Below are 23,780 nucleotides of genomic sequence, written 5' to 3' on the forward strand. Positions count from 1 at the left end.
CTTTCTCCTTACTCGTCGATGCCGCCGGAAACCGGCTGGCGTGGCGACGTAGGCTTGTCATCCCGCGACGGAGCGGCGGCAGTCGGTACCGACTCGCTGCTCGGGCGGGGTTTGTGCGGGACGCCGGATTTACGCGGCGCCGGAATCTTGGCGGTGGCGGCCGCCGACGCGCTGGTTGCACCGGATGCGGAAGCAGCAGCCGCAGCCGGCGATGTCATAGCCGTGGGTGCCGACGCAGCAGCCGAAGCCGATGCAGCCGCCGCCGCGGAAGCTGCCGCTGCGGCCGAAGCAGCACCCGGCATCGGCAATGCCGTGAAGCCCGCTGCGACCTTGACCGGCTGCGCCGCGTCCTGCGGTGTCGGAGCGCTGCCCACTTCGGGCGCGGATGCATCCTCCGTCGCCGAAGCCGCTGCCGCGACAGCCGCCGCTTGAGCACCGGGCTTGTTCTTGCCGACCAGGTAGTAATCGAGCACACGCCGCGCGATCGGCCCGGCCGCTTCCGCGCCCCAGCCGCCGTTTTCGACGATCAGCGCAAGCGCGATCTTCGGTTGCTCGGCCGGCGCGAACGCGATGAAGAGCGCGTGGTCGCGCAGATGCTCGGCGATCGCGTGGCCCTTGTAGTTCGCGCCTTGCAGCGAGTAGACCTGCGCCGTACCGGTCTTGCCGGCGGCCAGATAGGGTGCGCCGATGAACAGCTTCGACGCCGTACCGTTGGTCACGACGCCTTCCATCGCGCGCTTGATGATGTCGATGTCCGATTGCTTTACCGCGATCTTGTCGCTCGGATCGCGCACGACCGGGCGCGTATCTTTGCTGATCGGATTTTCGATGTCGCGCACGAGGTGCGGCTTCATCACGACGCCGTTGTTCGCGAGCGTGGCCGTGGCGTGGGCGAGCTGGAGAATGGTGAACGAGTTATAGCCCTGGCCGATGCCCAGACTGATCGTTTCGCCTTCATACCAGCGCTGCTGCTCGGGCTTGCGGTACGCCTTGCGCTTCCAGTCGGTCGACGGCAGGATGCCGCGCGCTTCGCCCGAAATGTCGATGCCTGTGATCTGGCCGAAGCCCCACGGCTTCATGAAGCCGGCGATCGCGTTGACGCCGAGATCGTGCGCGAGCATGTAGAAATACGTGTCGTTCGACACTACGATCGCGCGGTTCATGTCGACCCAGCCCTGGCCCGAGCGCACGTCGTTGCGGAACGTATGGCCGCCGAACGTGTACGAGCCCGGATCCTGGAAGCCCCAGCCCGGCGTGCGCTTATGCAGCGTCAGCGCGGCGAGCGCCATGAATGGCTTGTAGGTCGAACCCGGCGGATAGGTGCCGTGCAGCGGACGGTTCAGCAGAGGATGGTCGGGCGAGTTGTTGAGCTCGTCCCAGGTCTGCTGATCGATGCCATCGACAAACGAATTCGGATCGAAGCTCGGCGCCGAGACGAACGCGAGCACGTCGCCCGTTGCCGGTTCGATCGCGACCAGGGCTCCACGGCGGCCCGCAAATGCCTGTTCGGCGACCTGCTGCAGGCCGATGTCGATCGACAGTTCGAGGTTATTGCCCGGCGTTGCCTGAGTACGTGACAGCGTGCGTACAGGGCGGCCACCGGCGGTGACTTCGACTTCCTCAAAACCGGTCTGGCCGTGCAGTTCCGTCTCGTAGCTCTGCTCGACGCCGATCTTGCCGATGTAGTCGGTGCCCTTGTAGTTGTTCGCGTCGAGGCGCGGGTCATAGTGATCCGGATCGCTGTCGTTCTGATCGCTGGCGTCGTCGATGCGGTCCTGATCGCGCTGCGAAATCCGGCCGATATAGCCGATTACGTGTGCCGCAGTCGGCCCGAGCGGGTATTGGCGGAACAGGCGCGCACGCACTTCCACGCCCGGAAAGCGGAAGCGTTGCGCGGTGAAGCGCGCGACTTCGTCGTCGGTGAGGCGGGTGCGGATCGGCAGGCTCTCGAAGTTTTTCGAGTCTTCCTGCAGCTTCTTGAAGCGCCGCCGGTCGCGTGCGTCGATCGAGACCACGGCGGCCAGGTTGTCGATCACGTTTTCGAGCGTGTCGTTCAGCTTCGACGGTGTAAGTTCGAGCGTATACGCCGAGTAGTTCTTGGCCAGCACCACCCCGTTACGGTCGGTGATGATGCCCCGGTTCGGCACGATCGGCGCGACCGAGATGCGGTTTTCGTCGGCTTGCAGCGAGTACTTGCTGTAGTGCCAGACCTGCAGGACCAGGAAACGGAAGCCGATCAGCCCGAAGCAGACGAACACGAACACGCCCGCCGCCGCGACGCGCAGGCGGAACTTCGAGAGCTGTTGCTGAGTGTCCTTGAATTCGGTCATGCGATTCTGCAAAAGGCCGCGTGACGGCCATCATGAGTGTGCGCCCAAACCGGCCGGAACCGGGAGGCATGAACAGCGATGCGCGTCGAGCGGGCCGGGAGCGTGGATTCCATCGGAACGGCCGGCGGGCTCGATGCGTGATTAAATCGGCCGCGTATCGTCCGGATCGGCCGGGCGGCGCTGTGGCATCAGCAACAGCATGCTGGCGACCGGCCACAGCGCGGCTTCGACGAAACCGTCGATCAGGTAACTCCAGCCCGGAAACGCCGCGCCCGTCAGCAGACGGATCACGAACGGCACCAGTTGCGCGACGACCAGCAGCGGCATCACCGCGAAAGTCTGCACGCCGAGCGACATCCATAGGACCCGGCGATGGATCGTAATCGCGCCATACGACAACAGCGTATACGCCAGCGCATGCTCACCGAGCAGGCTGGCGTTGTGTACGTCCATCAACAAGCCAAGAAAGAACGCGATGCCCATGCCGACTTTGCGCGGCTGGTGCACGTTCCAGAACAGCAGTACGAGTGCCACGAAGTCCGGCACGCCGGCGAGGCGCCCCCACGGCATCAGGTTCAGCAGGAACGCAGCGGCGAGGCTGAACGCGATGAAGTACGGATTGACCGGCTGCAGGATGTATTGCGGACGGTTCATGGCTGGGCCCCCGGTGTGGCTTGCGGCTTCACGCTCTTGTCAGCGGCCGGTTTCTTTTCGGTGGCGGTTTTCTTTTCCGTGGACGTGGCTTTGGCCGGCAGTTTTTCAGCGGGCTTGGCAGCGGCGGCGGCGGGTTTTTCGGCAGGCTTAGCAGCGGATTTATCCGCTGCGGCCTTGCTGTCCGCGGGCTTGCCGCCCTTCTTCGCTTTCGCGTCCTTGGCGGTCGTGGCCGCGTCGGGCTCTTCTGCCGGACGCGGCGGCACGTTGTTCAGATAGTGCAGCACCAGCAACTGACGCGCGCCGCGCACGGGCGCAACCGGCAAGCAGATCACGCGCGCGAACGCCGTATCGGCCTGTTTGTCGACCCGCACCACCTTCGCAACCGGCAGCCCCGGCGGATAAACGCCGTCGAGCCCGCTGGTGACGAGTTCGTCGCCGGTTTGCACGTCGGCGCTGATCGGCACGAAGCGCAGATCGAGCGTATCGCCCTTCGGCGTGCCGTAAATCACGCTGCGCAAGCCGGTGCGCACGATCTGCACGGGCACCGCCTGATCCTTGTCGGTAAGCAGCGTCACTTCGGCTTGCAGCGGGAACACGCGCGTCACCTGGCCGATCACGCCGTCTTCGTTGACGACCGGCGAACCGTCCTGGACGCCTTGCTGGGCGCCGCGGCCGATCACGACCTTCTGCGTAAACGGGTCGCGCGTGTCGTACTGGATTTCGGCGGGCAGCGATTGCGTGGTCGAGCGCTGCGAGAGTTGCAGCAGCGCGCGCAAATGCGTGTTTTCGGCAGCCAGTTCGGCGGCCGTGTTGGCTTGCTGCGAGAGCTGAAGATCTTTGGTGCGCAGCTTGTCGTTCTCGCTACGTAACGTGGCGCTGGTCACGGCCAGGTCGGCAGCGCCCATGAAGACGTCGCGCGGCACGAGGGCTGCGCGTTGCAACGGATAAAGACCCGCGCCGAGCACGCCGCGAACGATTTCGAGCGTTTTGAAGCGTGCATCGGAGATCAGCAAGGCGAGCGCCAGCACGACGAAGAACACCAGCCGCGCGAGGGCGGACGGGCCTTGCTTGAACAGGGGCGGCGGACTGTATTCCATGGTCGGCGCCGGGGGCGTGAGCGGTTGGGTGAGACGGCGGCGCGCGAGGGACGCGCGTTCAGCGCGCGGAGGCTGGCAGGCCCAGCCAACGGCAAACCGGCCCGCAAGGGGCCGTTTGCCAGATCCGCGCTACTGACATGGAGACGGGCTCGCTTACTCGTACGAGAAGATGCTGCCCAGCTTGTCCATGCGTTCGAGCGCCATGCCCGAGCCGCGCACAACACAGGTCAGCGGGTCTTCGGCGACGAGCACGGGTAGGCCGGTTTCTTCGGCGAGCAGGCGGTCCAGATCGCGCAGCAGTGCGCCACCGCCGGTGAGCATCATGCCGCGCTCGGCGATGTCGGCGCCCAGTTCCGGCGGCGTTTGTTCGAGCGCGATCTTCACCGACGACACGATCTGGTTCAGCGGATCGGTGAGGGCTTCGAGGATTTCGTTGCTGGAGATCGTGAAGCTGCGCGGAATGCCTTCCGACAGATTGCGGCCCTTCACTTCCATTTCCTTGACTTCGGAACCCGGGAACGCAGAGCCGATTTCTTTCTTGATGGCCTCGGCGGTTTGTTCGCCGATCAGCATGCCGTAGTTGCGACGGATGTAGTTGACGATGGCTTCGTCGAACTTGTCGCCGCCTACGCGGACCGAACCCTTGTACACGATGCCGCCGAGCGAGATCACGCCGACTTCGGTCGTGCCGCCGCCGATGTCGACCACCATCGAGCCAGTTGCTTCCGACACCGGCAGGCCCGCGCCGATTGCCGCTGCCATGGGTTCTTCAATGAGGTAAACCTGCGAAGCGCCGGCACCGTGAGCCGCTTCCTTGATCGCGCGACGCTCGACCTGGGTCGAACCGCACGGCACGCAGATGATGATGCGCGGCGACGGCGAGAACATGCGCGATTCGTGAGCAGTTTTGATGAACTGCTTGATCATCTGTTCTGTGACGGTGAAGTCAGCGATCACGCCGTCTTTCATCGGGCGGATCGCCTCGATGTTGCCCGGCACCTTGCCAAGCATCTGCTTGGCTTCCTTGCCGACTGCCTGAATGGTTTTCTTACCGTTGGGACCGCCTTCCTGGCGGATCGAGACCACCGACGGTTCATCAAGAACGATACCCTTGCCACGCATGTAAATGAGCGTGTTGGCAGTGCCAAGGTCAATCGCCAGGTCGTTGGAGAAGTAGCTGCGCAGAAAACCGAACATTCAAAATCCTGTCTCGCTTGGGGCCAGCCCTCGCAACGTATGCGCAAGGCGGCAGCGGAAAAAATAACAGCTTCAACCGGGCGGAAGCGGCGCCACAGGAACTTGAAGCTGCGAGGGAGTCTACCGGAGGCCGGTGCAAGGCCCAGTCAGAAAAATCCGAACTATCTTTGGGAATTGTTCAGAAAGGCCTTGGTAAGTCGGTCCGGGTTTGGGTCGAACGCGTAATGATACCTTATAATTTTGGATGTTTTGAAGGAAACGGACGGCACTTTTTGCCGCCGCTGGCCCCTTTTTCGAGGTCTTCCTCCAGCGTCGTAACCCGCTGTCGCAGCATCGTTTTTCCCGCGCTGCGGCGGTCCACCACATTTTCCGGTGAATGCATGGCTCTGACCCTGACCGATGTTAAACGCATCGCGCACCTCGCGCGGCTCGAACTGGCTGATGCCGAAGCTGAGCACACGCTTGCCCAGCTCAACGATTTCTTCGGCCTTGTCGAGCAAATGCAGGCGGTCGATACCACCGGCATCGCCCCGCTTGCCCATCCGATCGAGCAGATCGAAGACGTCGCGCTGCGTCTGCGTAACGACGCGGTGACCGAAACGGTCGACCGCGAAGCCTTCCAGCGCCCGGCGCCGGCCGTTCAGGACGGCCTGTACCTCGTGCCGAAGGTGATCGAGTAAGACCCGCGAATCAAGCCCAGGATAAAACGCAATGCATGAAAAAAGCTTGACCGAACTGCGCGCCGCACTGGCAGCCAAGGAATGCTCGGCAGTCGAACTGGCGCAACTCTATCTGAAGCGGATCGACGCGGCTAACAGCCTGAACGCCTTCATTCAGGTCGACGCCAACCTGACGCTCGCGCAGGCGAAAGCGGCCGACGCGCTGCTTCACACCGGCCACGCCGGCCCGCTGGTCGGCCTGCCGATCGCCCACAAGGACGTGTTCGTCACCAAGGGCTGGCGCTCCACGGCCGGCTCGAAGATGCTGTCGAACTACGAAAGCCCGTTCGACGCCACCGTGGTCGCGCGGCTGCAGAACGCCGGCATGGTGTGCGTGGGCAAAACCAACATGGACGAATTCGCGATGGGCTCGTCCAACGAGAATTCGTACTTTGGCCCCGTGCAGAATCCGTGGGATCGTCTGGCTGTGCCGGGCGGTTCGTCTGGCGGTTCGGCGGCTGCGGTCGCGGCACGCCTCGCGCCGGCTGCCACTGGCACGGATACCGGCGGCTCGATTCGTCAGCCGGCGTCGTTCTCCGGCATTACCGGCATCAAACCGACGTATGGCCGCGTGTCGCGTTACGGGATGATCGCGTTCGCGTCGTCGCTGGACCAGGGCGGTCCGCTGGCCCAAACGGCTGCGGATTGCGCCACGCTGCTCAACGCCATGGGCGGTTTCGACGAGCGCGACTCGACCAGCCTCACGCGCGAAGATGAAGACTTCACGCGCTACATCGGCAAGACGTGGAAGGAAGACGGTGCGGACAAACCGCTTGCCGGCCTGCGCATCGGGCTGCCGAAAGAGTATTTCGGCGAAGGCCTTGCAGATGACGTGCGCGCTTCGATCGACGCTGCTTTGAAGCAATACGAAGCGTTAGGCGCCACGCTGGTGGAAGTCTCGCTGCCGAAAACCGAGCTGTCGATCCCGGTGTACTACGTGATCGCACCGGCGGAAGCTTCGTCGAACCTGTCGCGTTTCGACGGCGTGCGCTTTGGCCATCGCGCCGCGGAATACCGCGATCTGCTCGACATGTACAAGAAGTCGCGTGCCGAAGGCTTCGGTCCGGAAGTGAAGCGCCGCATTCTGGTGGGCGCGTATGTGCTGTCGCACGGCTATTACGACGCGTACTACCTGCAGGCGCAAAAGATCCGCCGCATCATCGCGCAGGACTTCCAGGAAGCGTTCAAGCAGTGCGACGTGATCATGGGCCCGGTGGCGCCGTCGGTGGCGTGGGACCTCGGCGCGAAGGGCGACGATCCGGTGCAGATGTATCTGGCCGACATCTACACGTTGTCGGTGAGCCTGGCTGGTTTGCCGGGCATGAGCGTGCCGTGCGGCTTCGGCGCAGGCGCGAATGCGCAGCGCCCGGTGGGTCTGCAGATCATCGGCAACTATTTCAATGAAGCCCGGATGTTGCAAGTGGCCGACGCGTTCCAGCGCGCGACCGATTGGCACCGCAAAGCGCCGGCAGGAGTGTGAGCACCATGACCAAGCAATGGGAAGTCGTGATCGGTCTGGAGACCCACGCGCAACTGTCGACCCAATCGAAGATTTTCTCGGGCACCGCCACGCAATTCGGTGCTGCACCGAACACGCAGGCCAGCCCCGTTGATCTGGCATTGCCGGGCACGTTGCCGGTGATGAACCGCGGCGCCGTGGAGCGTGCGATTCAGTTCGGCCTCGCGATCGGCTCGACGATCGCGCCGCGCAGCATTTTCGCGCGCAAGAATTACTTTTACCCCGATCTGCCGAAGGGCTATCAGATCAGCCAGTACGAAATTCCCGTCGTGCAGGGCGGCCAGGTGACGATTCAGGTCCCGGCTAACGAAAAGGCGGGCAAGGAAGCGTACGAGAAGATCGTCAACCTGACGCGCGCTCACCTCGAAGAAGACGCGGGCAAGTCGCTGCACGAAGACTTCGCGGGCATGACCGGCATCGACCTGAATCGTGCCGGCACGCCGCTGCTCGAAATCGTCACCGAGCCGGAAATGCGCAGCGCGGCTGAAGCGGTCGCGTATGCCAAGACGCTGCACACGCTGGTCACCTGGCTCGGCATCTGCGACGGCAACATGCAGGAAGGCTCGTTCCGTTGCGACGCGAACGTGTCGGTGCGCCCGGTCGGTCAGGCGGAATTCGGCACGCGTGCCGAGATCAAGAACCTGAACTCGTTCCGCTTCCTCGAAGAAGCGATCCAGTACGAAGTGCGCCGTCAGATCGAATTGATCGAAGACGGCGGCACGGTGGTGCAGGAAACGCGTCTGTACGATCCGGACAAGCGCGAAACGCGTTCGATGCGCAGCAAGGAAGACGCGCACGATTACCGCTATTTCCCCGATCCCGATTTGATGCCGCTCGTGATCGACTCCGCGTGGGTCGAGCGCGTGAAGGGCGAAATGCCGGAACTGCCGGTCGCGATTCAACAGCGCTTCGTCACGCAATACGGCCTGACGCCGTACGACGCCAACGTGATGACGTCGAGCAAGGCCATGGCTGCGTACTACGAAGCGGTCGTCCTCAAGGTCGGCCCGTCGAGCGCGAAGGTCGCGGCAAACTGGTTGATGGGCGAAGTGTCGTCGCAACTGAATCGCGAAGACCGGGACATCGCCGACAGCCTGGTTTCGTCCGCGCAACTCTCGTTGTTGCTGCAACGTATCGCCGACGGCACGATCTCGAACAAGATCGCCAAGGAAATTTTCCTCGCGATCTGGGAAGAGAAGGCCACCGACGAAGCTGCTGCCGACCGCATCATCGAAGCAAAGGGTTTGAAGCAGATTTCGGACACTGGCGCGCTGGAAGCGATCATCGACGAAGTGCTCGCCGCGAACCAGAAATCGGTTGAGGAATTCCGCGCCGGCAAGGAAAAGGCGTTCAACGCGCTGATCGGTCAGGCGATGAAAGCGACCAAGGGCAAGGCCAATCCGGCGCAGGTGAACGAACTGCTGAAGAAGAAGCTGTCCTGAGTTGAAGTAATGTGACCGGTGCGGATGCGACGGTCATCGCGGGCTGTTGCCGGAAACGAAAGTGGAGCAACGGCCCGTTTCATTTTGCGGGCTCGCTTTTATACCGCTGAACGCAGATCACGGAGTGTGAATGGCGAAGCAACCCGAACTCGACGATTTCCGCGTGCCGTATTTCGACGAAGGCAAGAAGAACAGCAAATTCTCGCTCGACGCTTTCGACCCGGCCTCGAAGCCTTTTTCAAGCGGTTCGAAAGATGCGGACCGGGCGCGATTGTCGGAGATCGGCGCGATCCTCGACACGCAGCAGGAGTGCCTGCATGCGCAGCAGAAACGCCGGGTATTGCTGGTGTTGCAAGGCATGGACACGAGTGGCAAGGACGGCACGATCCGCGCGGTGTTTCATGAGGTCGATCCGCTCGGTTTGCGCATCGTGCCGTTCAAGGCGCCGACGCCTGTGGAGCTGGCGCACGATTTTCTCTGGCGCGTGCATGCGCAGGCGCCTGCTGCCGGTGAGTTGACCATCTTCAATCGTAGCCACTACGAAGATCTGCTGGTGCCGACCGTGCTCGGCAGTCTGGATGCCGAAGCATTCGAGCAGCGCTGTTGCCACATTCGTCAGTTCGAAAAGCTGCTGGCTGACAGCGGTACGGCCATCGTCAAGTGCATGCTGCATATTTCGAAAGATGAGCAGCGTGAGCGTCTGCAGGCGCGCATCGACGATCCGAACAAACACTGGAAGTTCGACGTCGCCGATCTCGAAGCCCGCAAGCAGTGGGACCAATATCAGGCGGCCTACCGCGATATGCTGGCCGTGACGTCGACCGAATACGCGCCGTGGTACGTGGTCCCGGCCGATTCGAAAACCCATCGCAATGTGATGGTCGCCGAGTTGTTGCTACGCACGTTCGAAGCGTTAAAGCTCGAATATCCGCCTGCCAAAGAATCGCTGAAGGGCATCAAGGTCGAATGACCCTGCGCCTTTGGTCTAGTGCTCCAGAAACGAATTGAACATAAAGGGAACGACATGTTGCGTGTGATTACCGCCAACCTGAACGGCATCCGCTCAGCGGCAAAGAAGGGATTTTTCGACTGGTTCGGCGAACAGAAAGCCGACGTGGTGTGCGTGCAGGAAATCAAATGCTCACAAGACGATCTGACGCCGGAGTTTATGTCGCCGCACGGTTTTACCGGCTATTTCCAGCATGCGGTGAAGAAGGGGTATAGCGGCGCGGGCGTGTACACGCGCCATGAACCGGATGAAGTGGTGATCGGCTTCGGCAGCGAGGAATTCGATCCGGAAGGGCGCTATGTCGAATTGCGCTTCGGCAAACTGTCAGTGATTTCGGTGTATGTGCCGTCGGGATCGAGCGGTGACGAACGCCAGCAAGCCAAGTTCCGCTTCATGGACGAGTTCATGCCGCATCTCGCGGAACTGGCCAAGGAACGGGAAGTGATCGTGTGCGGCGACGTGAACATCGTCCACAAAGAGATCGACATCAAGAACTGGAAGAGCAACCAGAAGAATTCAGGCTGCCTGCCGGAAGAGCGCGAGTGGCTCACCAAGCTGTTTGACGAAGTCGGTTACGTCGACGTATTTCGCACGCTCGATCAGCGGCCCGAGCAATACACCTGGTGGAGCAATCGCGGTCAGGCGTATGCGAAGAACGTGGGGTGGCGGATCGATTATCAGATCGCGACGCAGGGAATCGCCAGCAAGGCGAAACGTACCGACGTGTTCCGCGATATCAAGTTCAGCGACCATGCGCCGCTGACGGTCGACTACGATCACAAGGTCAAGAAGTAAGCACTGCCCGAGTTGCAAGGGAACCGCGCGAGCCGCAAGCGCCTCGGCTCGCGCAACTCACTCGCTGATCGGTTTGCGGCGCGGGCGACCCATGCCGGCATAGTCCGGCAGCGCATCGACGCTCTTGCCGATCGCCTTCGCATAGAGCGGCAACATATCCGGCAAACGCTTGATGATGTCCTGACGCCGCGCCGGTGTGTAAGGGTGCACGTAGATATAGCCTTGATCGCGATTGCTGCGCGTCGCCGTGGCCAACTTGTCCCATAGCGTGACCGCCGCGCGCGGATCGAAGCCGGCACGCGAAGCGATATCGCTGCCGATCACGTCGGCCTCGGTTTCGTCGGTGCCCTCGTACTTCATCTCCAGCAACCGCGAACCGATGCCGAGCGGCGCGGCGCCCAGATCTGCGAGCCCGAAGAGCTGCGGGATCGTGCCGGACGAGTCGAGCTGGCTCGACTGCAGTTCGCCGAGCCGCTCACGTGCATGTTCGCGCAGTGCGTGCGCGATCTCGTGACCGATCAGCATGCCGAGTTCGTTGTCGTTCAGACGCGCGCGGTCGAGCAGGCCGCTATACACCACGATCTTGCCGCCCGGCAGGCAGTACATGCGGATATCGGGCGAGCGCACCACCGCCACATCCCACTTCCAGCCCTTGGCCCGCTCATTCCATTTCAGCGAGTAAGGGATCATCTTGTCGACGATCGACCGCACCCGCGTGACGTGGGCGTCGGTGTCGCCGTACAGGCGGTTCGCGTGTTCTGCCCCGTACGTGATCTGGCTGAACTCTTCGGCAGCTTGCGCCTCGAGCATCGGTGATGGGATCAGGTTGCGGAACACGAGGTAGCCGCCATAGCGCAACTGCGTGTTCGGCGCACTGTAAGTCGGCGGCGTGGGAGTGTTGGTGGCTGCGGCGGGCGTTGACGTCGCGGCAGGCGCTTTTACGGCCGTAGCCGGCGTCGAGGTGGCTGCCGGCGTTTTGGCCGTTACGGGTGCCGGCGGCGGCTGTGTCGACGCGGGCGGTGTCGCGGGTGCAGGTGCGCTGCCGGCGTTCGTGGCGCTGGTCGCGCCGGCCGTCGCCGATGTCGCGTTTTCGGGGCTCGCTGTGTTCGGTGCCGATTTTGCCGCCGGCGTTGGCATCGGCGCCGCTGCCGGAGCCGGTGTGGTGGTGGCTGGCGCTGCTGCACTGGAGCCGACCGCAGGCATCGCTGTCGCGTAGGCGCTCAACGGCGCCGCCAATGTCAGGCTCGCGCAACCGAGTGCCAACGCCGCACGCCGAACCGCGCGTCCGGCCTTCAGCGCAGGTGCCCCGAAGGCATCCGAAACCGGGCGCGCCCCGCGCTTTGACTGAAGCGTCGTCACGGCCGGGTTCTCCAGGGCGCGATGCGCAGCAGAAGCAGCATGCCGGGCAGCCCCAGCGCGGTACACACGATGAAATAGTCGAACCAGCCGATTTTTGCGACCACATAGCCGCTTGCCGCCGATGCCAACGTGCGCGGCACCGAAGCTAGGCTCGTGAAGAGCGCGAACTGCGTAGCGGTGTAACGCGGATCGGTAGTGCTGGCGATGTAAGCGGTGAAGGCCGCCATCGTCAGACCGGTCGCGAAGGTTTCGAGGCCATAGACCAGCGCAAGTGCGACTGAGCGCGGATCAAGCTGCACGGTCCAGTCGACGCCGACCAGCGCGAGCAGCTTCGAGGTGCCCTGGCTCAGCCAGACGGCGATGTCGTAAATCACGGTCAAACCGGGCGATGCCGGGCCGAGATGCGCAAGCCATGCAAAGCCGAGCGTCGAAACCATCTGCAGGACGCCGAAGATCCAGAGCCCGCGGCCGATGCCGACCTTCATCAGCCAGATCCCGCCGACGATCCCGCCCGCCAGACTCGCGCCAAACGCGGTGGTCTTGGCGATCACGCCGATCTGCGTGCGCGAAAAGCCGATGTCGAGAAAGAACGACGTGGACAGCGTCGTCGCCATCGTGTCGCCGAGCTTGTAAAGGAAGATGAAGCCGAGCACGAACAGCGCGCCGCGCCAGCCGTCGCGTTGAATAAATTCGCTGAACGGCTGCACGATTGCTTCGCGCAGATTCTTCGGCGGCGTGCCGTGCACCTGGGGTTCGCGCACCACAAGCGTCATGATCATGCCGGGCAGCATGAAAGCGGCGGTGACGATGAAAACGGTAGTCCACGGCAGATGGTCGGACAGAATCAGCGCCAGCGAACCCGGCACCAGTGCCGCGATCTTGTAGGCATTTACATGCACCGCATTGCCGAGACCCTGCTGAGTGTCGCTCAGCAACTCACGCCGGTAGGCGTCGATCACAATATCCTGGCTCGCGCCGAAAAACGCGACCAACGCTGTCAAAGCTGCTACCGTCCAGATCGAATCCTTTGGTGACACGAAACCGAGCGTGCCAATCGCGCCCGCCACCAGAATCTGCGTGACCAGCATCCAGCCGCGCCGTCTGCCCGGACGCCAGCCCGGAAAACGCGGCACGTAGCGGTCCATCAGCGGCGCCCAGATGAACTTCCAGGTGTACGGGAACTGAATCAGCGCAAAAAGGCCGATTTCCTTCAGATTGACGCCTTCGGAGCGTAGCCACGCCTGCACCAGATAGACGAGCGTGAACAGCGGCAGTCCCGACGTAAAGCCGAGAAAGACGCAGATCAGCATGCGCGTATTCAGGAACGCGCGCCAGCCGGGATGTTCTTCGTGAGCGGTAAGTGCAGGCGCCTCGTGCGGCGGGTTCGACATGTGGATAAGTGGCGTTAGCTTTTCTTGACGCGATAGACCGCAAGACTACCACGCCAGTTCACGCCCCATCGCACCACCTGGCCTTCGTGCAGCACCACGCGGTCGAGGATTTCGATGCCGACTTCCGGCGCCAGTGCCTCGAAATCCTTGATCGTCAGCACCCGCACGTTCGGTGTGTTGTGCCACTGGAAAGGCAGCGACTTCGACACCGGCATGCGGCCTTGCAGCACGGACAGCCGATGCGCCCAGTAGCCGAAATTCGGGAACGAAACGATGCATTCCTTGCCCACCCGCACAGTCTCGCGCAGGATCGCGGCGGTCTGATGGATGGTTTGCAGCGTCTGCGACAGAACCGCAAAATCGAAGCTGCCGTCTTCGAACAGGCGTAGGCCGTCTTCCAGATTCTGCTGGATCACGTTGACGCCGTTCTGCGTCGACGCCAGCACGCCGGCGTCGTTGATTTCGATGCCGTAGCCCTGCACGTCCAGTTCTTCGGTCAGGAGCGACAGCAGTGAACCGTCGCCGCAACCCAGATCGAGCACGGTGGCGCGCGGTTCGACCCAACGGGCGATCGCGCGGAAGTCCGGGCGCAGCGCCAGGTAATCGAGTGCTCGCTGGTTCATGCGTTCACCTCGTTCGCAATACGTTCGTAATAGGCGCGCATCAGGTTGTGGTAGCGCGCGTCGTCGAGCAGAAAGGCGTCGTGGCCGTGCGGCGCATCGATTTCCGCGTACGTCACCGTGCGCTTGTGGTCGAGCAGCGCCTTCACCAGTTCGCGCGAGCGGGCCGGCGCGAAACGCCAGTCGGTCGAGAAACTGGCGATCAGGTATTTCGCCGTGGTGTGGGCGACGGCGGCGGTCAGATCGCCGTCGAAGGCCTTGGCCGGATCGAAATAGTCGAGCGCGCGGGTGATCAGCAGGTACGTGTTCGCGTCGAAGTAATCGGCGAATTTGTCGCCCTGATAGCGCAGATACGATTCCACCTCGAATTCCACGTCGAAGTTGAAGTTGTACGCGTCCACCGCGCCCTCCGCGCGGCGCAACGAGCGGCCGAATTTCTCGGCCATGTCGTCGTCAGACAAATAGGTGATGTGGCCGATCATGCGCGCGACGCGCAAGCCCCGCTTCGGCTTCACGTTGTGCGCGTAGTAGTTGCCGCCGTGGAAGTCGGGGTCCGACAGGATCGCCGAGCGCGCCACCTCGTTGAATGCGATGTTCTGCGCGGAGAGCTTCGGCGTGGACGCGACCACGATGCAATGGCCCACGCGCTCCGGATACATCGTGCTCCACGCGAGCGCCTGCATGCCACCGAGGCTGCCGCCCATGACCGCGGCGAAACGCGTGATGCCGAACTCATCGGCGACGCGTGCCTGGGCGTTCACCCAGTCTTCAACCGTGACGACAGGAAAGGTCGCGCCGTAGGGATTGCCGGTCGCCGGATCGATACTCATCGGCCCGGTCGAGCCGAAGCACGAACCCAGGTTGTTCACGCCGATCACGAAGAACCGGTCGGTGTCGAGCGGCTTGCCCGGGCCGACCATGTTGTCCCACCAGCCGATGTCCTTTGGATCGTCGGCGTACACGCCCGCAACGTGGTGCGACGCGTTGAGCGCGTGGCACACCAGCACGGCATTGCTGCGCGCGGCGTTGAGCGTGCCGTAGGTCTCGACCATCAGGTCGTAACCAGCCAGCGAGCTGCCGTTCTGCAACAGCAGCGGCTCGGTGAAATGCATTTTTTGGGGAGCGACGATACCGATCGATTCCATTCATTCCGCCATTTAACAAATACAGGGCGGCTAGATTGGCGTCGGCGAAGCACGGAGGAGAAGCGGTGTGCGCGGCTGACGACCTCTTTAGCCGCATTTATAGTGAACCGCGGGATCGTATGTTCCCGCTGGTTCGCGCGCCCGCAATCGAGTCAGCAAATCGGCGCGTGATAGGTGTTCAGGGTGCTTCGGACAGCGGTCTCAGGTAGTTCGGCGAGCCGCAGTCAGGCGCAAAGTATAGCGGAAAATTTCCTGCGGCAGCGTCGCGGGCGCGGCCCTGTCGCTGCGCCTGCCGCGCGGACTACTGAAGAATCAGCAGCAGTTGCGCGTCGGCGTGTTCGGCGGGCGGCCGTGCAAAGCCGCTGCGTACATACCGATGCCAACGGCCGATGATGTAGCTCAGCAGCAGGCTCGCGCGGATCGCGGGATCGTAGCCGGCGGGCAATGGCGCGGCGTGTGCATTGGCGCTCTGGCTTGCGTTTTCCCCCGTGCTTGCGTTTGCCTCCATCTGAGCCAGCCGCAAACACTGCTTCAACGACGCCTCGACTCGCTCCAGCATCTGATTGACCCGCTCGGTCAGCCGTTCGTGCTCGCCGACCAGCGCCTCACAGGTCAGCACGCGAGTCATGCCGGGATTCTTCGCAGGGAAGTTGAGCAGCATAAGCGCGATCGCGCGGGCTTGCAGCACGCCGTTGCTTTCCCTGTCGGCGATCTGGTTGATCAAGCCGAAGATGGTCTGCTCGATGAACTCGATGAGCCCTTCGAACATTTGCGCCTTGCTGGCGAAATGCCGGTACAGCGCGGCTTCCGAGACGCCGAGCCGGGCGGCGAGCGCCGCCGTGGTGATCTTTTCGCTCTTCGGCGCTTCCAGCATCGCGGCAAGCGTCTGCAGGATGTGCACGCGGCGCTCGCCCGGCTTCAGGCGCGGCGCACGCGGGGCGCCCGACGGGGCGGGTTCGTGTTCGGCTACGGCTTCGTCAGGCTTGTCGATCGGCTGCATGGCTGTCGCCCCGTCTGCTATCTCTTCAAACGAACCGAGCGGCTGCCCAGTCGTAGCGATTTTAACGAACGAATGCATCGATCGACATAGTGCGGCCGACCGGTGCCCGGCAGACGCGTCGGCACGCCGTCCGCGTGCGGTTTGCGCGGCAGATGGCCGGTGATCCACACGGTGCGGATGCCGAGCCGCCGGTAGTTCTTCAGATGTGAGCGCGTGTCTTCCACGAGGATCACGTCCTTGAGCGAGACGTGGGCGTCGCGCATCGCCTTGCGTAGCATCGAATGGTCGGGTTTGGCGCGCCAGTTGCGGCGATCGCGCATATGTTCGATCGCAATCACCTGCTCGAACAGACGCTCGATGCGCAACTCCGCGAGTACCGCGCGCGCATAGGCCTCCGGTGCGTTGGTCAGCACGATCTTGCGGCCGGGCAGCGACGCAACGAGGCGCGCGACGCCGCGTTCGTGACGGATCATCGAGCCGAGATCGGGAAACGTGTGGACGACTTTCAGAAAGTCGTTCGGGTCGAGCGGATGGTGGCGTGCCAGACCGAGCAGCGTCGCGCCGTAGCGTTGCGTATAGCCGGTGCGCAGACGGTTGGCTTCGTCGATGTCGACTTGCAATGCGTCGATGATGTACTGCGTCATGCCCTGATTGATCGCCGGAAAAATCGCGTGCGAGGCATGATGCAGCGTGTTGTCGAGATCGAATAGCCAGACCGGACTGCCGCCTGCGATATGCGGACGACGGCGTCGGGAAGTGGGGGTGCGCATGATGGAGGTCGCCGTTCAGGCGCGGGCAGTCGCTTCACGCAGCAAACGCGGACGACGCTTCGCGATGCGGAAGGCGGTAAAAGAAGGGAGAGCGTTTTTGCGCCGGAGGGCGGCGCGTGGTGCGCCGCTGGGCGCAGCGGCAGCGGCCCGCATGGCACGCCTGAGTGGCGCACCGTGTGGGCCGGGTTTGAGGCAGGAATCAATGCGAGCGGATCATCGTGCCGAACGGTTGTTCGGTGAGAATTTCCAGCAGCACCGAGTGTTCGATGCGGCCGTCAATGATGTGTACCGACCGCACGCCGCTCTTCGCCGCATCCAGCGCCGACGAGATTTTCGGCAGCATGCCGCCGGAGATCGTGCCGTCAGCGAACAGGCCGTCGATTTCGCGCGCCGAGAGATCGGTCAGCAGATTGCCTTCCTTATCCATCACGCCCGGGATGTTGGTCATGATGACGAGCTTTTCGGCGTTCAGCACGACCGCCAGTTTGCCCGCGACCAGATCCGCATTGATGTTGTACGACAGGCCGTCTTCGCCGAAGCCGATCGGCGAGATCACCGGAATGAAGGCGTCGTCCTGCAGCGCTTTCACGACGGCGGGATTGATCGCCTCGACTTCGCCCACCTGACCGATATCCAGGTATTGGCCTGGATTGTCTCGATCCGGCATCTGCATCTTGCGCGCGTGGATCAGGCCGCCGTCTTTGCCGGTCAGGCCGACCGCGTGGCCGCCGAAATGATTGATCAGCGTGACGATGTCCTGCTGCACTTCGCCGCCGAGCACCCATTCGACGACTTCCATCGTCTCTTCGTCGGTGACCCGCATGCCCTGAATGAACGTGCCCTGCTTGCCGATTTTCTTCAGCGCCTGGTCGATTTGCGGACCGCCGCCGTGCACGATGACCGGATTGATACCGACCAGTTTCAGCAGAATTACGTCGCGCGCGAAGCCCTGCTTGAGTCGCTCCTCGGTCATGGCGTTGCCGCCGTATTTGATGACCACGGTCTTACCGTGATACTGGCGAATGTAAGGCAGCGCCTCGGCCAGTATTTCAGCCTTCAGGGTGGGCGCGATCTGCGAAAGGTCGGGAAGCTCGGACATGGCGGCAGGCTCAGGCACGGAACAGTTAAAACAGGGCGAATTGTACAGGACTGGCACCCTGCAACAGGGTTTTCGATAGCGGCGCCGGTGACGGGCGGCGCCGGCTTTGCGCACTGCGCAATGAGCGGCCCGAAGCGGCGGACGGCAATCAAGCCTACCGCCGTTCAGAACTGCCTGTGAATTGGCCGAACGGCCGACTCACGGCGGCGCGCCAGTCGTGGCATCATTTCCTGATCCAGGCTGAAGCGAGATCATCCGGCCCCTCATGAAACCGTCAGCTTCCCACTCCGCAAGCAGCGCGCTTTGCCCGCGCTGTGGTCATGCGTTCGATTGCGCCATGCATGGGGTGCCGTTCGACTGCTGGTGCCGTGAGATGCCAGCCCTGCCGGCCGACCGGCTTGATCCGTCAGGACGCTGCCTGTGTCCTGAATGTCTTGCAGCGGAAATCGCGCGAGCCGTGCAATCGGGTCCGGGAGGAGCCGGTCACTTTGAACGCGGCGCGGTTCTGTCGGCCGCGTTGCCGCTCCATGCCGGCCTATGCCGCGTGGTGGCGGGCCGCAAGCGCGCTCAGATCATGTGCAACAGCCTCCAGCGCCGGATCCCATTGGCCGAACTGCGGCTGCCGGTAGAGAGTCGCGCTCGGATACCACGGGCTCTCGGGCCGGTCGAGCAGCCAGACCCAATGCGGATTGACATCGAGCAGCACCCATGTGCGTTGGCCGAGTGCGCCGCTCAGGTGCGCCACGGACGTGCAAACCGTGATGACGAGATCGAGCGCGCTGACAAATGCCGACGTGTCGTCGAAGGTGGCAAATTCGGCGGTGTGGTCCGACAGTGGCAGGCCCGCTGCCCGGGCCGCCGCGACGTCCGCCTCAGCACCCGGCTGCAGCGAATAGAACGCCACGCCCTGCATGCCGCCGAAATGTTTTGCATAGCGCTCCCAACCCACTCGCCGGAATGGGTTGCGCTGATGGCCAAGACTGCCGGTCCACGCCAGCCCGACTTTAAGCCGTGTTTCGCCGGCAAGCCGCTGTTGCCACGACGCACGCGCCGCAGCGTCCGCATGCAAATACGGAGTCGCAGCGGGAATCGTCTCTTCGCGCGTGTCGAATATCAAAGGCAGACTGAGCAACGGGATTTCGTAGTCGAAAGGCGGCAAAGATTCGACGCCACCACCGGCCGAGAAATCGTCCACATGATCGCCGAGGCTGCGCGCGAGCAACGCACCCATCTGCGGAAATGAATTCCAGACGAGGCGGCCGCCCTCGCGATGAACACGTTCGGCCAGCAGAGGGATATAGCGGCTGAACTGCAAGACGTCGCCCATGCCCTGCTCGCCCCACACCAGCAGTGTTTTTCCGGCGAGCGGTTCGCCTTGCCAGGTCGGCGCCGGCATCGCCGGGCGGTTGCCGCCCAATTCAAACGAGCCGTCCCAGCGCGCTTCGTGGGCTTGCCAGCCGTGCGTGTAATCGCCTCGCATGAGTTGCAGCATGCCGAGATTGGAGCGCATGCTCGCGTCGTTGGGTGCTATTGCGCAGGCGGTTCTTGCGGCGTGCTCCGCTTCGTCCCAGCATTGCGCTTCACGTAGCGCCAGCGCATAGTTGTTATGCGCTAGCGGGCTATGCGGCGCGCATTGAACGGCCCTTGCGCCGGCTTCGAGCGCGCGTGGCAGATTCAAATTGGCGCGGCTCGCCTGAGTGAGATTGGTCCATGCGTCGCCGTTGCGGGGTTCTTCATGAACCGCACGTTCCAGTAGTGCGACCTGCTCGTTGAGGTCGCCGCCAGTGAGCGCGAGGGCACCGGCGAGATTGTTACGCAACTGCGGCAGTTTCGGATCGATGGCGAGTGCGCGGCGATATGGCGAGATTGCCGCGCTATGCCGGTTTGCCATCTGCAGCGCGTAGCCGAAACGAAAGTGTGCAAGCGCGCGGTGGGGATCGAGTTGGGCAATAATGGCGGCGAGTTCGACCGCGTCGTCGTCACGATGTTCTGCGAGCAAAGTGGCGACGAGCAAATCGATGGACTCGTTGTCGAGTGGATGGCGTTGTGCAGCGGCATCGAGCCATCTGGCCTCTGCTTCTGCGGTGCCGGTTTGCCGGGCTGCGGCGGCATGTCGCAGGAAAGTCAGGAAAGCTGATGAGGCAGGGGTCTCGCTATCAGAGATTGGCAGCATGGTTAAGTTTGGATGGCGCGAGGACCGATTTTGAGCAACCGGCTCGCGCAACGCTGTCGCAAAATTCCATGTTACCGGCGCAAGGCCGTGAGGTAAGTCGGACTAGTCCGAACAGTTAAACTAAAGTCATGCACCGTATAACTAACACCGGCCGCGTCAACCTCGGCCATCTGTTCTGGTTGCGCAGCCTCGCCATCATTGGCCAACTGGTGACGATTGCGTTTGTGCAGACCTTCTTCGGCGTGCACCTGCCGTTGCCCGCGATGTTGCTCGTGATCGCCCTCGAGGTGATCTTCAACGGGCTTACGTGGTGGCGCGTTTCGCAGCAGCGGCCTGAGTCCAATCTCGAACTGTTCGGCCAGATCTGGGTCGATCTCGGCGCGTTGTCGGCGCTGCTGTTCCTCTCCGGTGGCACCACTAATCCATTCGTTTCGCTGTACCTGCCATCGCTCGCCATTGCCGCCGCCGTGTTGCCATGGCATTTGATGGCGTGGCTCGCCGCGTTCGCCGTGGCCTGCTACGCCGTGCTCGGTTTTGATTCCGTGCCTCTCAATCTCGACAACCCCGCGAACCTGTTCGACTACTTTCGCGCCGGCATGTGGGTGAACTTCATGGTCAGCGTTGGCCTGATTGCGTGGTTCGTCGCACGCATGTCACGCGCTCTGCGACTACGTGACGCAGCGCTCGGAGAGGCGCAGCAGCGCTTACTTCACGATGAACGCGCCGTCGCGCTCGGCGTCCAGGCCGCCACTGTCGCGCACGAAATCGGCACGCCGCTGTCTACAATTGCGATGTTGTCCGAAGAATTGCGCGACGCCGCGCGAACCGATAAGGGACTCGCGCCATACAGCGCAGATCTGGAGTTGCTCGAACAGCAAATGACGCTGTGTACTTCGGCGCTTGCGCGGCTGCGCAGCCGTGCATCGACCGCGACCAACCGGCAAACGGTCAGCGAATGGCTCGAGTCGTTTGGCGAACAATGGCGCTTGCGTCACCCGCATGTGAAGTTCGAGCGGATCGGCGTGCCGCCTGCGGACGTCAGTCTTGACGATACGGTTGCGGTCAGTCAGATTCTCACGATTCTGCTCGACAACGCCGCGCGTGCGAGCCGCGATCACGTCACGCTATCGTGCACGCTCACCGCTCGCGGCGACCAGATCGCATTCGAGGTATGCGACGCGGGCCCTGGCATTCCCGCTGCGTTGCGCGGGTCGCTTGGCGCGATGCCGGTCGACAGCACACAGGGCGGGCACGGCGTGGGCCTGTATCTGGCATTTTCAGCGGCGGCACGTCTGAAGGGATCGATCGAGCTGGCCGATGTCAGCGAGATCAAGCCGCGTGGCACGCGTGCAGTGTTGAGACTGCCGCTTGCGGCGCGCAAATTATCAGGCGCGGGCCGTCAAGGCACTACACCATCCAACACGGAGAAACAGGCATGAGCGATATGAATTTTCTGGTGATCGACGACGATGAGGTGTTCTCCGGCATCCTCGCCCGCGGTTTGACGCGGCGCGGTTATACGGTGGCCGAAGCGCACAACGCGGATGAGGCGATCAAGTTGGCGAACCAGCAGAAGTTCAGCCAGATCACGGTCGACCTGCATCTCGGCAATGATTCCGGTCTTACGCTCGTCGCGCCGCTGCGTGATTTGCAGCCTGATGCGCGCATGCTGGTGTTGACCGGTTATGCCAGCATCGCCACGGCCGTGCAGGCGGTGAAAGACGGCGCCGATAACTACCTGGCGAAGCCCGCCAACGTGGAGACGATCTTGTCTGCGCTGCAAAGCGAAGCGAGCGCGCTGCAAGCGGAAGAGGCGATCGAGCATCCGACGCCGTTGTCGGTTGCGCGCCTGGAGTGGGAGCATATTCAACGTGTACTCGCGGAGCACGGCGGCAATATTTCGGCTACTGCGCGCGCGTTGAACATGCATCGTCGAACGCTGCAGCGGAAGTTGGCGAAGCGGCCGGTGAAGCAGTAGGCGCAGAGGCCTTCTCGCCCTTGCGGGCCGGAAAGCGAAACGGGCTGTCTTTCACAAGACAGCCCGTTTTTTACGCCTCACACATGATTGGCGGTGTGCGAGGCGCGCGGCTTTAACGCGGCGTCAGCATCGGCATCACAGCACGTAGCGCGACAGATCCTCATCTTCCGCCACATCGTTCAGCGCGCGATCGACATACGCCGCGTCGATCTGCACCGTCTTGCCCGAATGATTGCCGGCTGCGAACGAGACATCTTCAAGCAGTTTTTCGATCACCGTGTACAGACGGCGTGCGCCGATGTTTTCGGTCTTCTCGTTGACCGAGTACGCGATTTCGGCCATGCGGCGAATGCCGTCGTTGGCGAATTCGAGGTGCACGTCTTCGGTGGCCAGCAGTGCCTGGTATTGCTTCACGAGGCTCGCGTCAGTCGACACAAGGATCGATTCGAAATCGCCCACCGACAGCGAATCCAGTTCGACCCGAATTGGGAAGCGGCCTTGCAGTTCCGGAATCAGATCGCTCGGCTTGGACAGATGAAACGCGCCGCTCGCGATGAACAGGATGTGGTCGGTCTTCACCATGCCGTACTTGGTGTTGATCGTGGTGCCTTCGACGAGCGGCAGCAGATCGCGCTGCACGCCCTGACGCGACACTTCACCGCCGCCTGCTTCGTTGCGCGACGCGATCTTGTCGATTTCGTCGAGGAACACGATACCGTTCTGCTCGACGTTCTGCACCGCCTTGGCTTTCACCTCTTCGTCGTTGAGCATCTTGCCGGCTTCTTCGTCGGTGAGCACCTTGAGCGCTTCCTTCACCTTCAGCTTGCGGCGCGTTTTCTTGCCGCCGCCGATGTTCGCGAACATCGAACGGATCTGCTCGGTCATGTCTTCCATGCCCGGCGGCCCCATGATGTCCATACCCACTTGCGGCTGTTCGACGTCGAGTTCGATTTCCTTGTCGTCGAGCAGGCCTTCGCGCAGGCGCTTGCGGAAGGTCTGGCGCGTGGTGCTGCCTTCGTCCGCCGTGTCCGTGGCGCTTGAGCTCGCGCCGAAACCAACCGGCCGGGCGCTCGGCAGCAAGATGTCGAGGATGCGGTCTTCGGCCTGATCTTCAGCCTTGGTCCGCACTTTGCGCATTTCCGTTTCGCGCGTCTGCTTGATCGAGATCTCCATCAGATCGCGCACAATGCTGTCGACGTCGCGGCCCACGTAGCCGACTTCGGTGAACTTGGTGGCTTCGATCTTGATGAACGGCGCGTCGGCCAGTTTCGCCAGACGCCGCGCGATTTCGGTTTTACCGACGCCGGTCGGTCCGATCATCAGAATGTTCTTCGGCGTGATTTCCTGACGCAGCGGGTCTTCAACCTGCTGACGGCGCCAGCGGTTGCGCAGCGCCACGGCAACTGCTTTCTTCGCGCGGCCTTGGCCGATGATGTGTTTGTCGAGTTCCGAGACGATCTCGGCAGGGGTCATGGTGCTCATC

21 protein-coding genes and 1 pseudogene are annotated in these 23,780 nt (G+C 62.7%); 8 read left to right on the forward strand and 14 right to left on the reverse strand.

Going from position 1 to position 23,780, the window contains the following annotated elements; all coding sequences use genetic code 11:
* Nucleotides 1–8 precede the first annotated feature (8 nt).
* The 5 genes from mrdA to PQQ86_RS00475 all read right to left on the reverse strand — a co-directional run bounded on the left by mrdA (nucleotide 9) and on the right by PQQ86_RS00475 (nucleotide 5,660).
* Complete coding sequence (gene mrdA, locus PQQ86_RS00455; RefSeq protein ID WP_408264071.1) at nucleotides 9–2,330, reverse strand: penicillin-binding protein 2; 2,322 nt, start codon at nucleotides 2,328–2,330, stop codon at nucleotides 9–11.
* A gap of 141 nt (nucleotides 2,331–2,471) precedes the next feature.
* Nucleotides 2,472–2,984, reverse strand: a complete 513-nt coding sequence (gene mreD / locus PQQ86_RS00460; RefSeq protein ID WP_097390898.1) for a rod shape-determining protein MreD — start codon at nucleotides 2,982–2,984, stop codon at nucleotides 2,472–2,474.
* The gene (mreC, locus tag PQQ86_RS00465) at nucleotides 2,981–4,081 is read right to left on the reverse strand and encodes a rod shape-determining protein MreC (RefSeq protein ID WP_408264073.1); all 1,101 of its coding nucleotides are present in this window, start codon (nucleotides 4,079–4,081) and stop codon (nucleotides 2,981–2,983) included. Before mreC ends, mreD begins: the two co-directional genes overlap by 4 nt.
* Nucleotides 4,082–4,234: 153 nt before the next feature.
* The gene (locus PQQ86_RS00470) at nucleotides 4,235–5,278 is read right to left on the reverse strand and encodes a rod shape-determining protein (protein WP_004189550.1); all 1,044 of its coding nucleotides are present in this window, start codon (nucleotides 5,276–5,278) and stop codon (nucleotides 4,235–4,237) included.
* 232 nt (nucleotides 5,279–5,510) lie between these two features.
* A complete protein-coding gene (locus PQQ86_RS00475; protein WP_408264075.1) occupies nucleotides 5,511–5,660 on the reverse strand; it encodes a hypothetical protein in 150 nt (49 codons plus the stop codon).
* Between PQQ86_RS00475 and gatC the strand changes: the two genes are divergently transcribed.
* The 5 genes from gatC to PQQ86_RS00500 all read left to right on the forward strand — a co-directional run bounded on the left by gatC (nucleotide 5,659) and on the right by PQQ86_RS00500 (nucleotide 10,762).
* Nucleotides 5,659–5,958 (forward strand): Asp-tRNA(Asn)/Glu-tRNA(Gln) amidotransferase subunit GatC, encoded by a 300-nt coding sequence (gene gatC, locus PQQ86_RS00480; RefSeq protein ID WP_097390900.1) that lies wholly within the window; start codon nucleotides 5,659–5,661, stop codon nucleotides 5,956–5,958. The genes PQQ86_RS00475 and gatC overlap by 2 nt on opposite strands.
* Before the next feature lie 31 nt (nucleotides 5,959–5,989).
* Nucleotides 5,990–7,477: an Asp-tRNA(Asn)/Glu-tRNA(Gln) amidotransferase subunit GatA gene (gene gatA / locus PQQ86_RS00485; protein WP_408264077.1), complete on the forward strand. Its 1,488-nt coding sequence runs from the start codon at nucleotides 5,990–5,992 to the stop codon at nucleotides 7,475–7,477.
* A 5-nt stretch (nucleotides 7,478–7,482) separates the two neighbouring features.
* Nucleotides 7,483–8,958: an Asp-tRNA(Asn)/Glu-tRNA(Gln) amidotransferase subunit GatB gene (gene gatB / locus PQQ86_RS00490; protein ID WP_408264079.1), complete on the forward strand. Its 1,476-nt coding sequence runs from the start codon at nucleotides 7,483–7,485 to the stop codon at nucleotides 8,956–8,958.
* Nucleotides 8,959–9,088: 130 nt separating this feature from the next.
* On the forward strand, nucleotides 9,089–9,928 hold the full coding sequence (locus tag PQQ86_RS00495; protein WP_408264081.1) for a PPK2 family polyphosphate kinase: 840 nt from the start codon (nucleotides 9,089–9,091) through the stop codon (nucleotides 9,926–9,928).
* A 54-nt stretch (nucleotides 9,929–9,982) separates the two neighbouring features.
* Nucleotides 9,983–10,762 (forward strand): exodeoxyribonuclease III, encoded by a 780-nt coding sequence (locus PQQ86_RS00500; RefSeq protein ID WP_408264083.1) that lies wholly within the window; start codon nucleotides 9,983–9,985, stop codon nucleotides 10,760–10,762.
* Between the two features lie 57 nt (nucleotides 10,763–10,819).
* Here PQQ86_RS00500 and PQQ86_RS00505 read toward each other — a convergent pair whose 3' ends face one another.
* From PQQ86_RS00505 to argB, 7 genes are all read right to left on the reverse strand, one after another.
* Nucleotides 10,820–12,058 carry a M48 family metallopeptidase gene (locus PQQ86_RS00505; RefSeq protein WP_408269990.1) on the reverse strand — a complete coding sequence of 413 codons (1,239 nt, stop codon included), beginning with the start codon at nucleotides 12,056–12,058 and terminating at the stop codon, nucleotides 10,820–10,822.
* A gap of 59 nt (nucleotides 12,059–12,117) precedes the next feature.
* Nucleotides 12,118–13,512 carry an AmpG family muropeptide MFS transporter gene (locus PQQ86_RS00510; protein WP_408264085.1) on the reverse strand — a complete coding sequence of 465 codons (1,395 nt, stop codon included), beginning with the start codon at nucleotides 13,510–13,512 and terminating at the stop codon, nucleotides 12,118–12,120.
* 14 nt (nucleotides 13,513–13,526) lie between these two features.
* Nucleotides 13,527–14,135, reverse strand: coding sequence for a methionine biosynthesis protein MetW (metW, locus tag PQQ86_RS00515; RefSeq protein ID WP_054037137.1), 609 nt, complete (start codon nucleotides 14,133–14,135; stop codon nucleotides 13,527–13,529).
* Nucleotides 14,132–15,277 carry a homoserine O-succinyltransferase MetX gene (gene metX / locus PQQ86_RS00520; protein WP_408264088.1) on the reverse strand — a complete coding sequence of 382 codons (1,146 nt, stop codon included), beginning with the start codon at nucleotides 15,275–15,277 and terminating at the stop codon, nucleotides 14,132–14,134. Before metX ends, metW begins: the two co-directional genes overlap by 4 nt.
* A 301-nt stretch (nucleotides 15,278–15,578) precedes the next feature.
* On the reverse strand, nucleotides 15,579–16,277 hold the full coding sequence (gene slmA / locus PQQ86_RS00525; RefSeq protein WP_408264090.1) for a nucleoid occlusion factor SlmA: 699 nt from the start codon (nucleotides 16,275–16,277) through the stop codon (nucleotides 15,579–15,581).
* A 17-nt stretch (nucleotides 16,278–16,294) separates the two neighbouring features.
* Nucleotides 16,295–17,047, reverse strand: a complete 753-nt coding sequence (locus PQQ86_RS00530) for a pyrimidine 5'-nucleotidase (RefSeq protein WP_408264092.1) — start codon at nucleotides 17,045–17,047, stop codon at nucleotides 16,295–16,297.
* 199 nt (nucleotides 17,048–17,246) lie between these two features.
* Entirely contained in the window at nucleotides 17,247–18,146 is a 900-nt protein-coding gene (gene argB, locus PQQ86_RS00535) for an acetylglutamate kinase (RefSeq protein ID WP_408215308.1), read from the reverse strand.
* 265 nt (nucleotides 18,147–18,411) lie between these two features.
* On the opposite strand from argB, the pseudogene PQQ86_RS00540 reads away from it, so the two are divergent.
* A pseudogene (locus tag PQQ86_RS00540) lies at nucleotides 18,412–18,615 on the forward strand (cysteine-rich CWC family protein); the annotation flags it as partial.
* A gap of 66 nt (nucleotides 18,616–18,681) precedes the next feature.
* Here the strand turns inward: PQQ86_RS00540 and PQQ86_RS00545 are convergent.
* Nucleotides 18,682–20,319 (reverse strand): tetratricopeptide repeat protein, encoded by a 1,638-nt coding sequence (locus PQQ86_RS00545; RefSeq protein ID WP_408264094.1) that lies wholly within the window; start codon nucleotides 20,317–20,319, stop codon nucleotides 18,682–18,684.
* A 128-nt stretch (nucleotides 20,320–20,447) separates the two neighbouring features.
* Between PQQ86_RS00545 and PQQ86_RS00550 the strand changes: the two genes are divergently transcribed.
* Together PQQ86_RS00550 and PQQ86_RS00555 are read left to right on the forward strand one after the other, a co-directional pair.
* Nucleotides 20,448–21,758: an ATP-binding protein gene (locus tag PQQ86_RS00550; protein WP_200659783.1), complete on the forward strand. Its 1,311-nt coding sequence runs from the start codon at nucleotides 20,448–20,450 to the stop codon at nucleotides 21,756–21,758.
* Complete coding sequence (locus tag PQQ86_RS00555; protein ID WP_028197735.1) at nucleotides 21,755–22,297, forward strand: response regulator transcription factor; 543 nt, start codon at nucleotides 21,755–21,757, stop codon at nucleotides 22,295–22,297. The genes PQQ86_RS00550 and PQQ86_RS00555 overlap by 4 nt, the downstream gene beginning before the upstream one ends.
* 135 nt (nucleotides 22,298–22,432) lie before the next feature.
* On the opposite strand, the gene hslU is transcribed toward PQQ86_RS00555, so the two are convergent.
* Nucleotides 22,433–23,779 (reverse strand): ATP-dependent protease ATPase subunit HslU, encoded by a 1,347-nt coding sequence (gene hslU / locus PQQ86_RS00560; protein WP_408264097.1) that lies wholly within the window; start codon nucleotides 23,777–23,779, stop codon nucleotides 22,433–22,435.
* Nucleotide 23,780 lies beyond the last annotated feature (1 nt).

The organism is Paraburkholderia sediminicola (assembly GCF_046026675.1).
Classification (GTDB): Bacteria; Pseudomonadota; Gammaproteobacteria; order Burkholderiales; family Burkholderiaceae; genus Paraburkholderia; species Paraburkholderia sediminicola_F.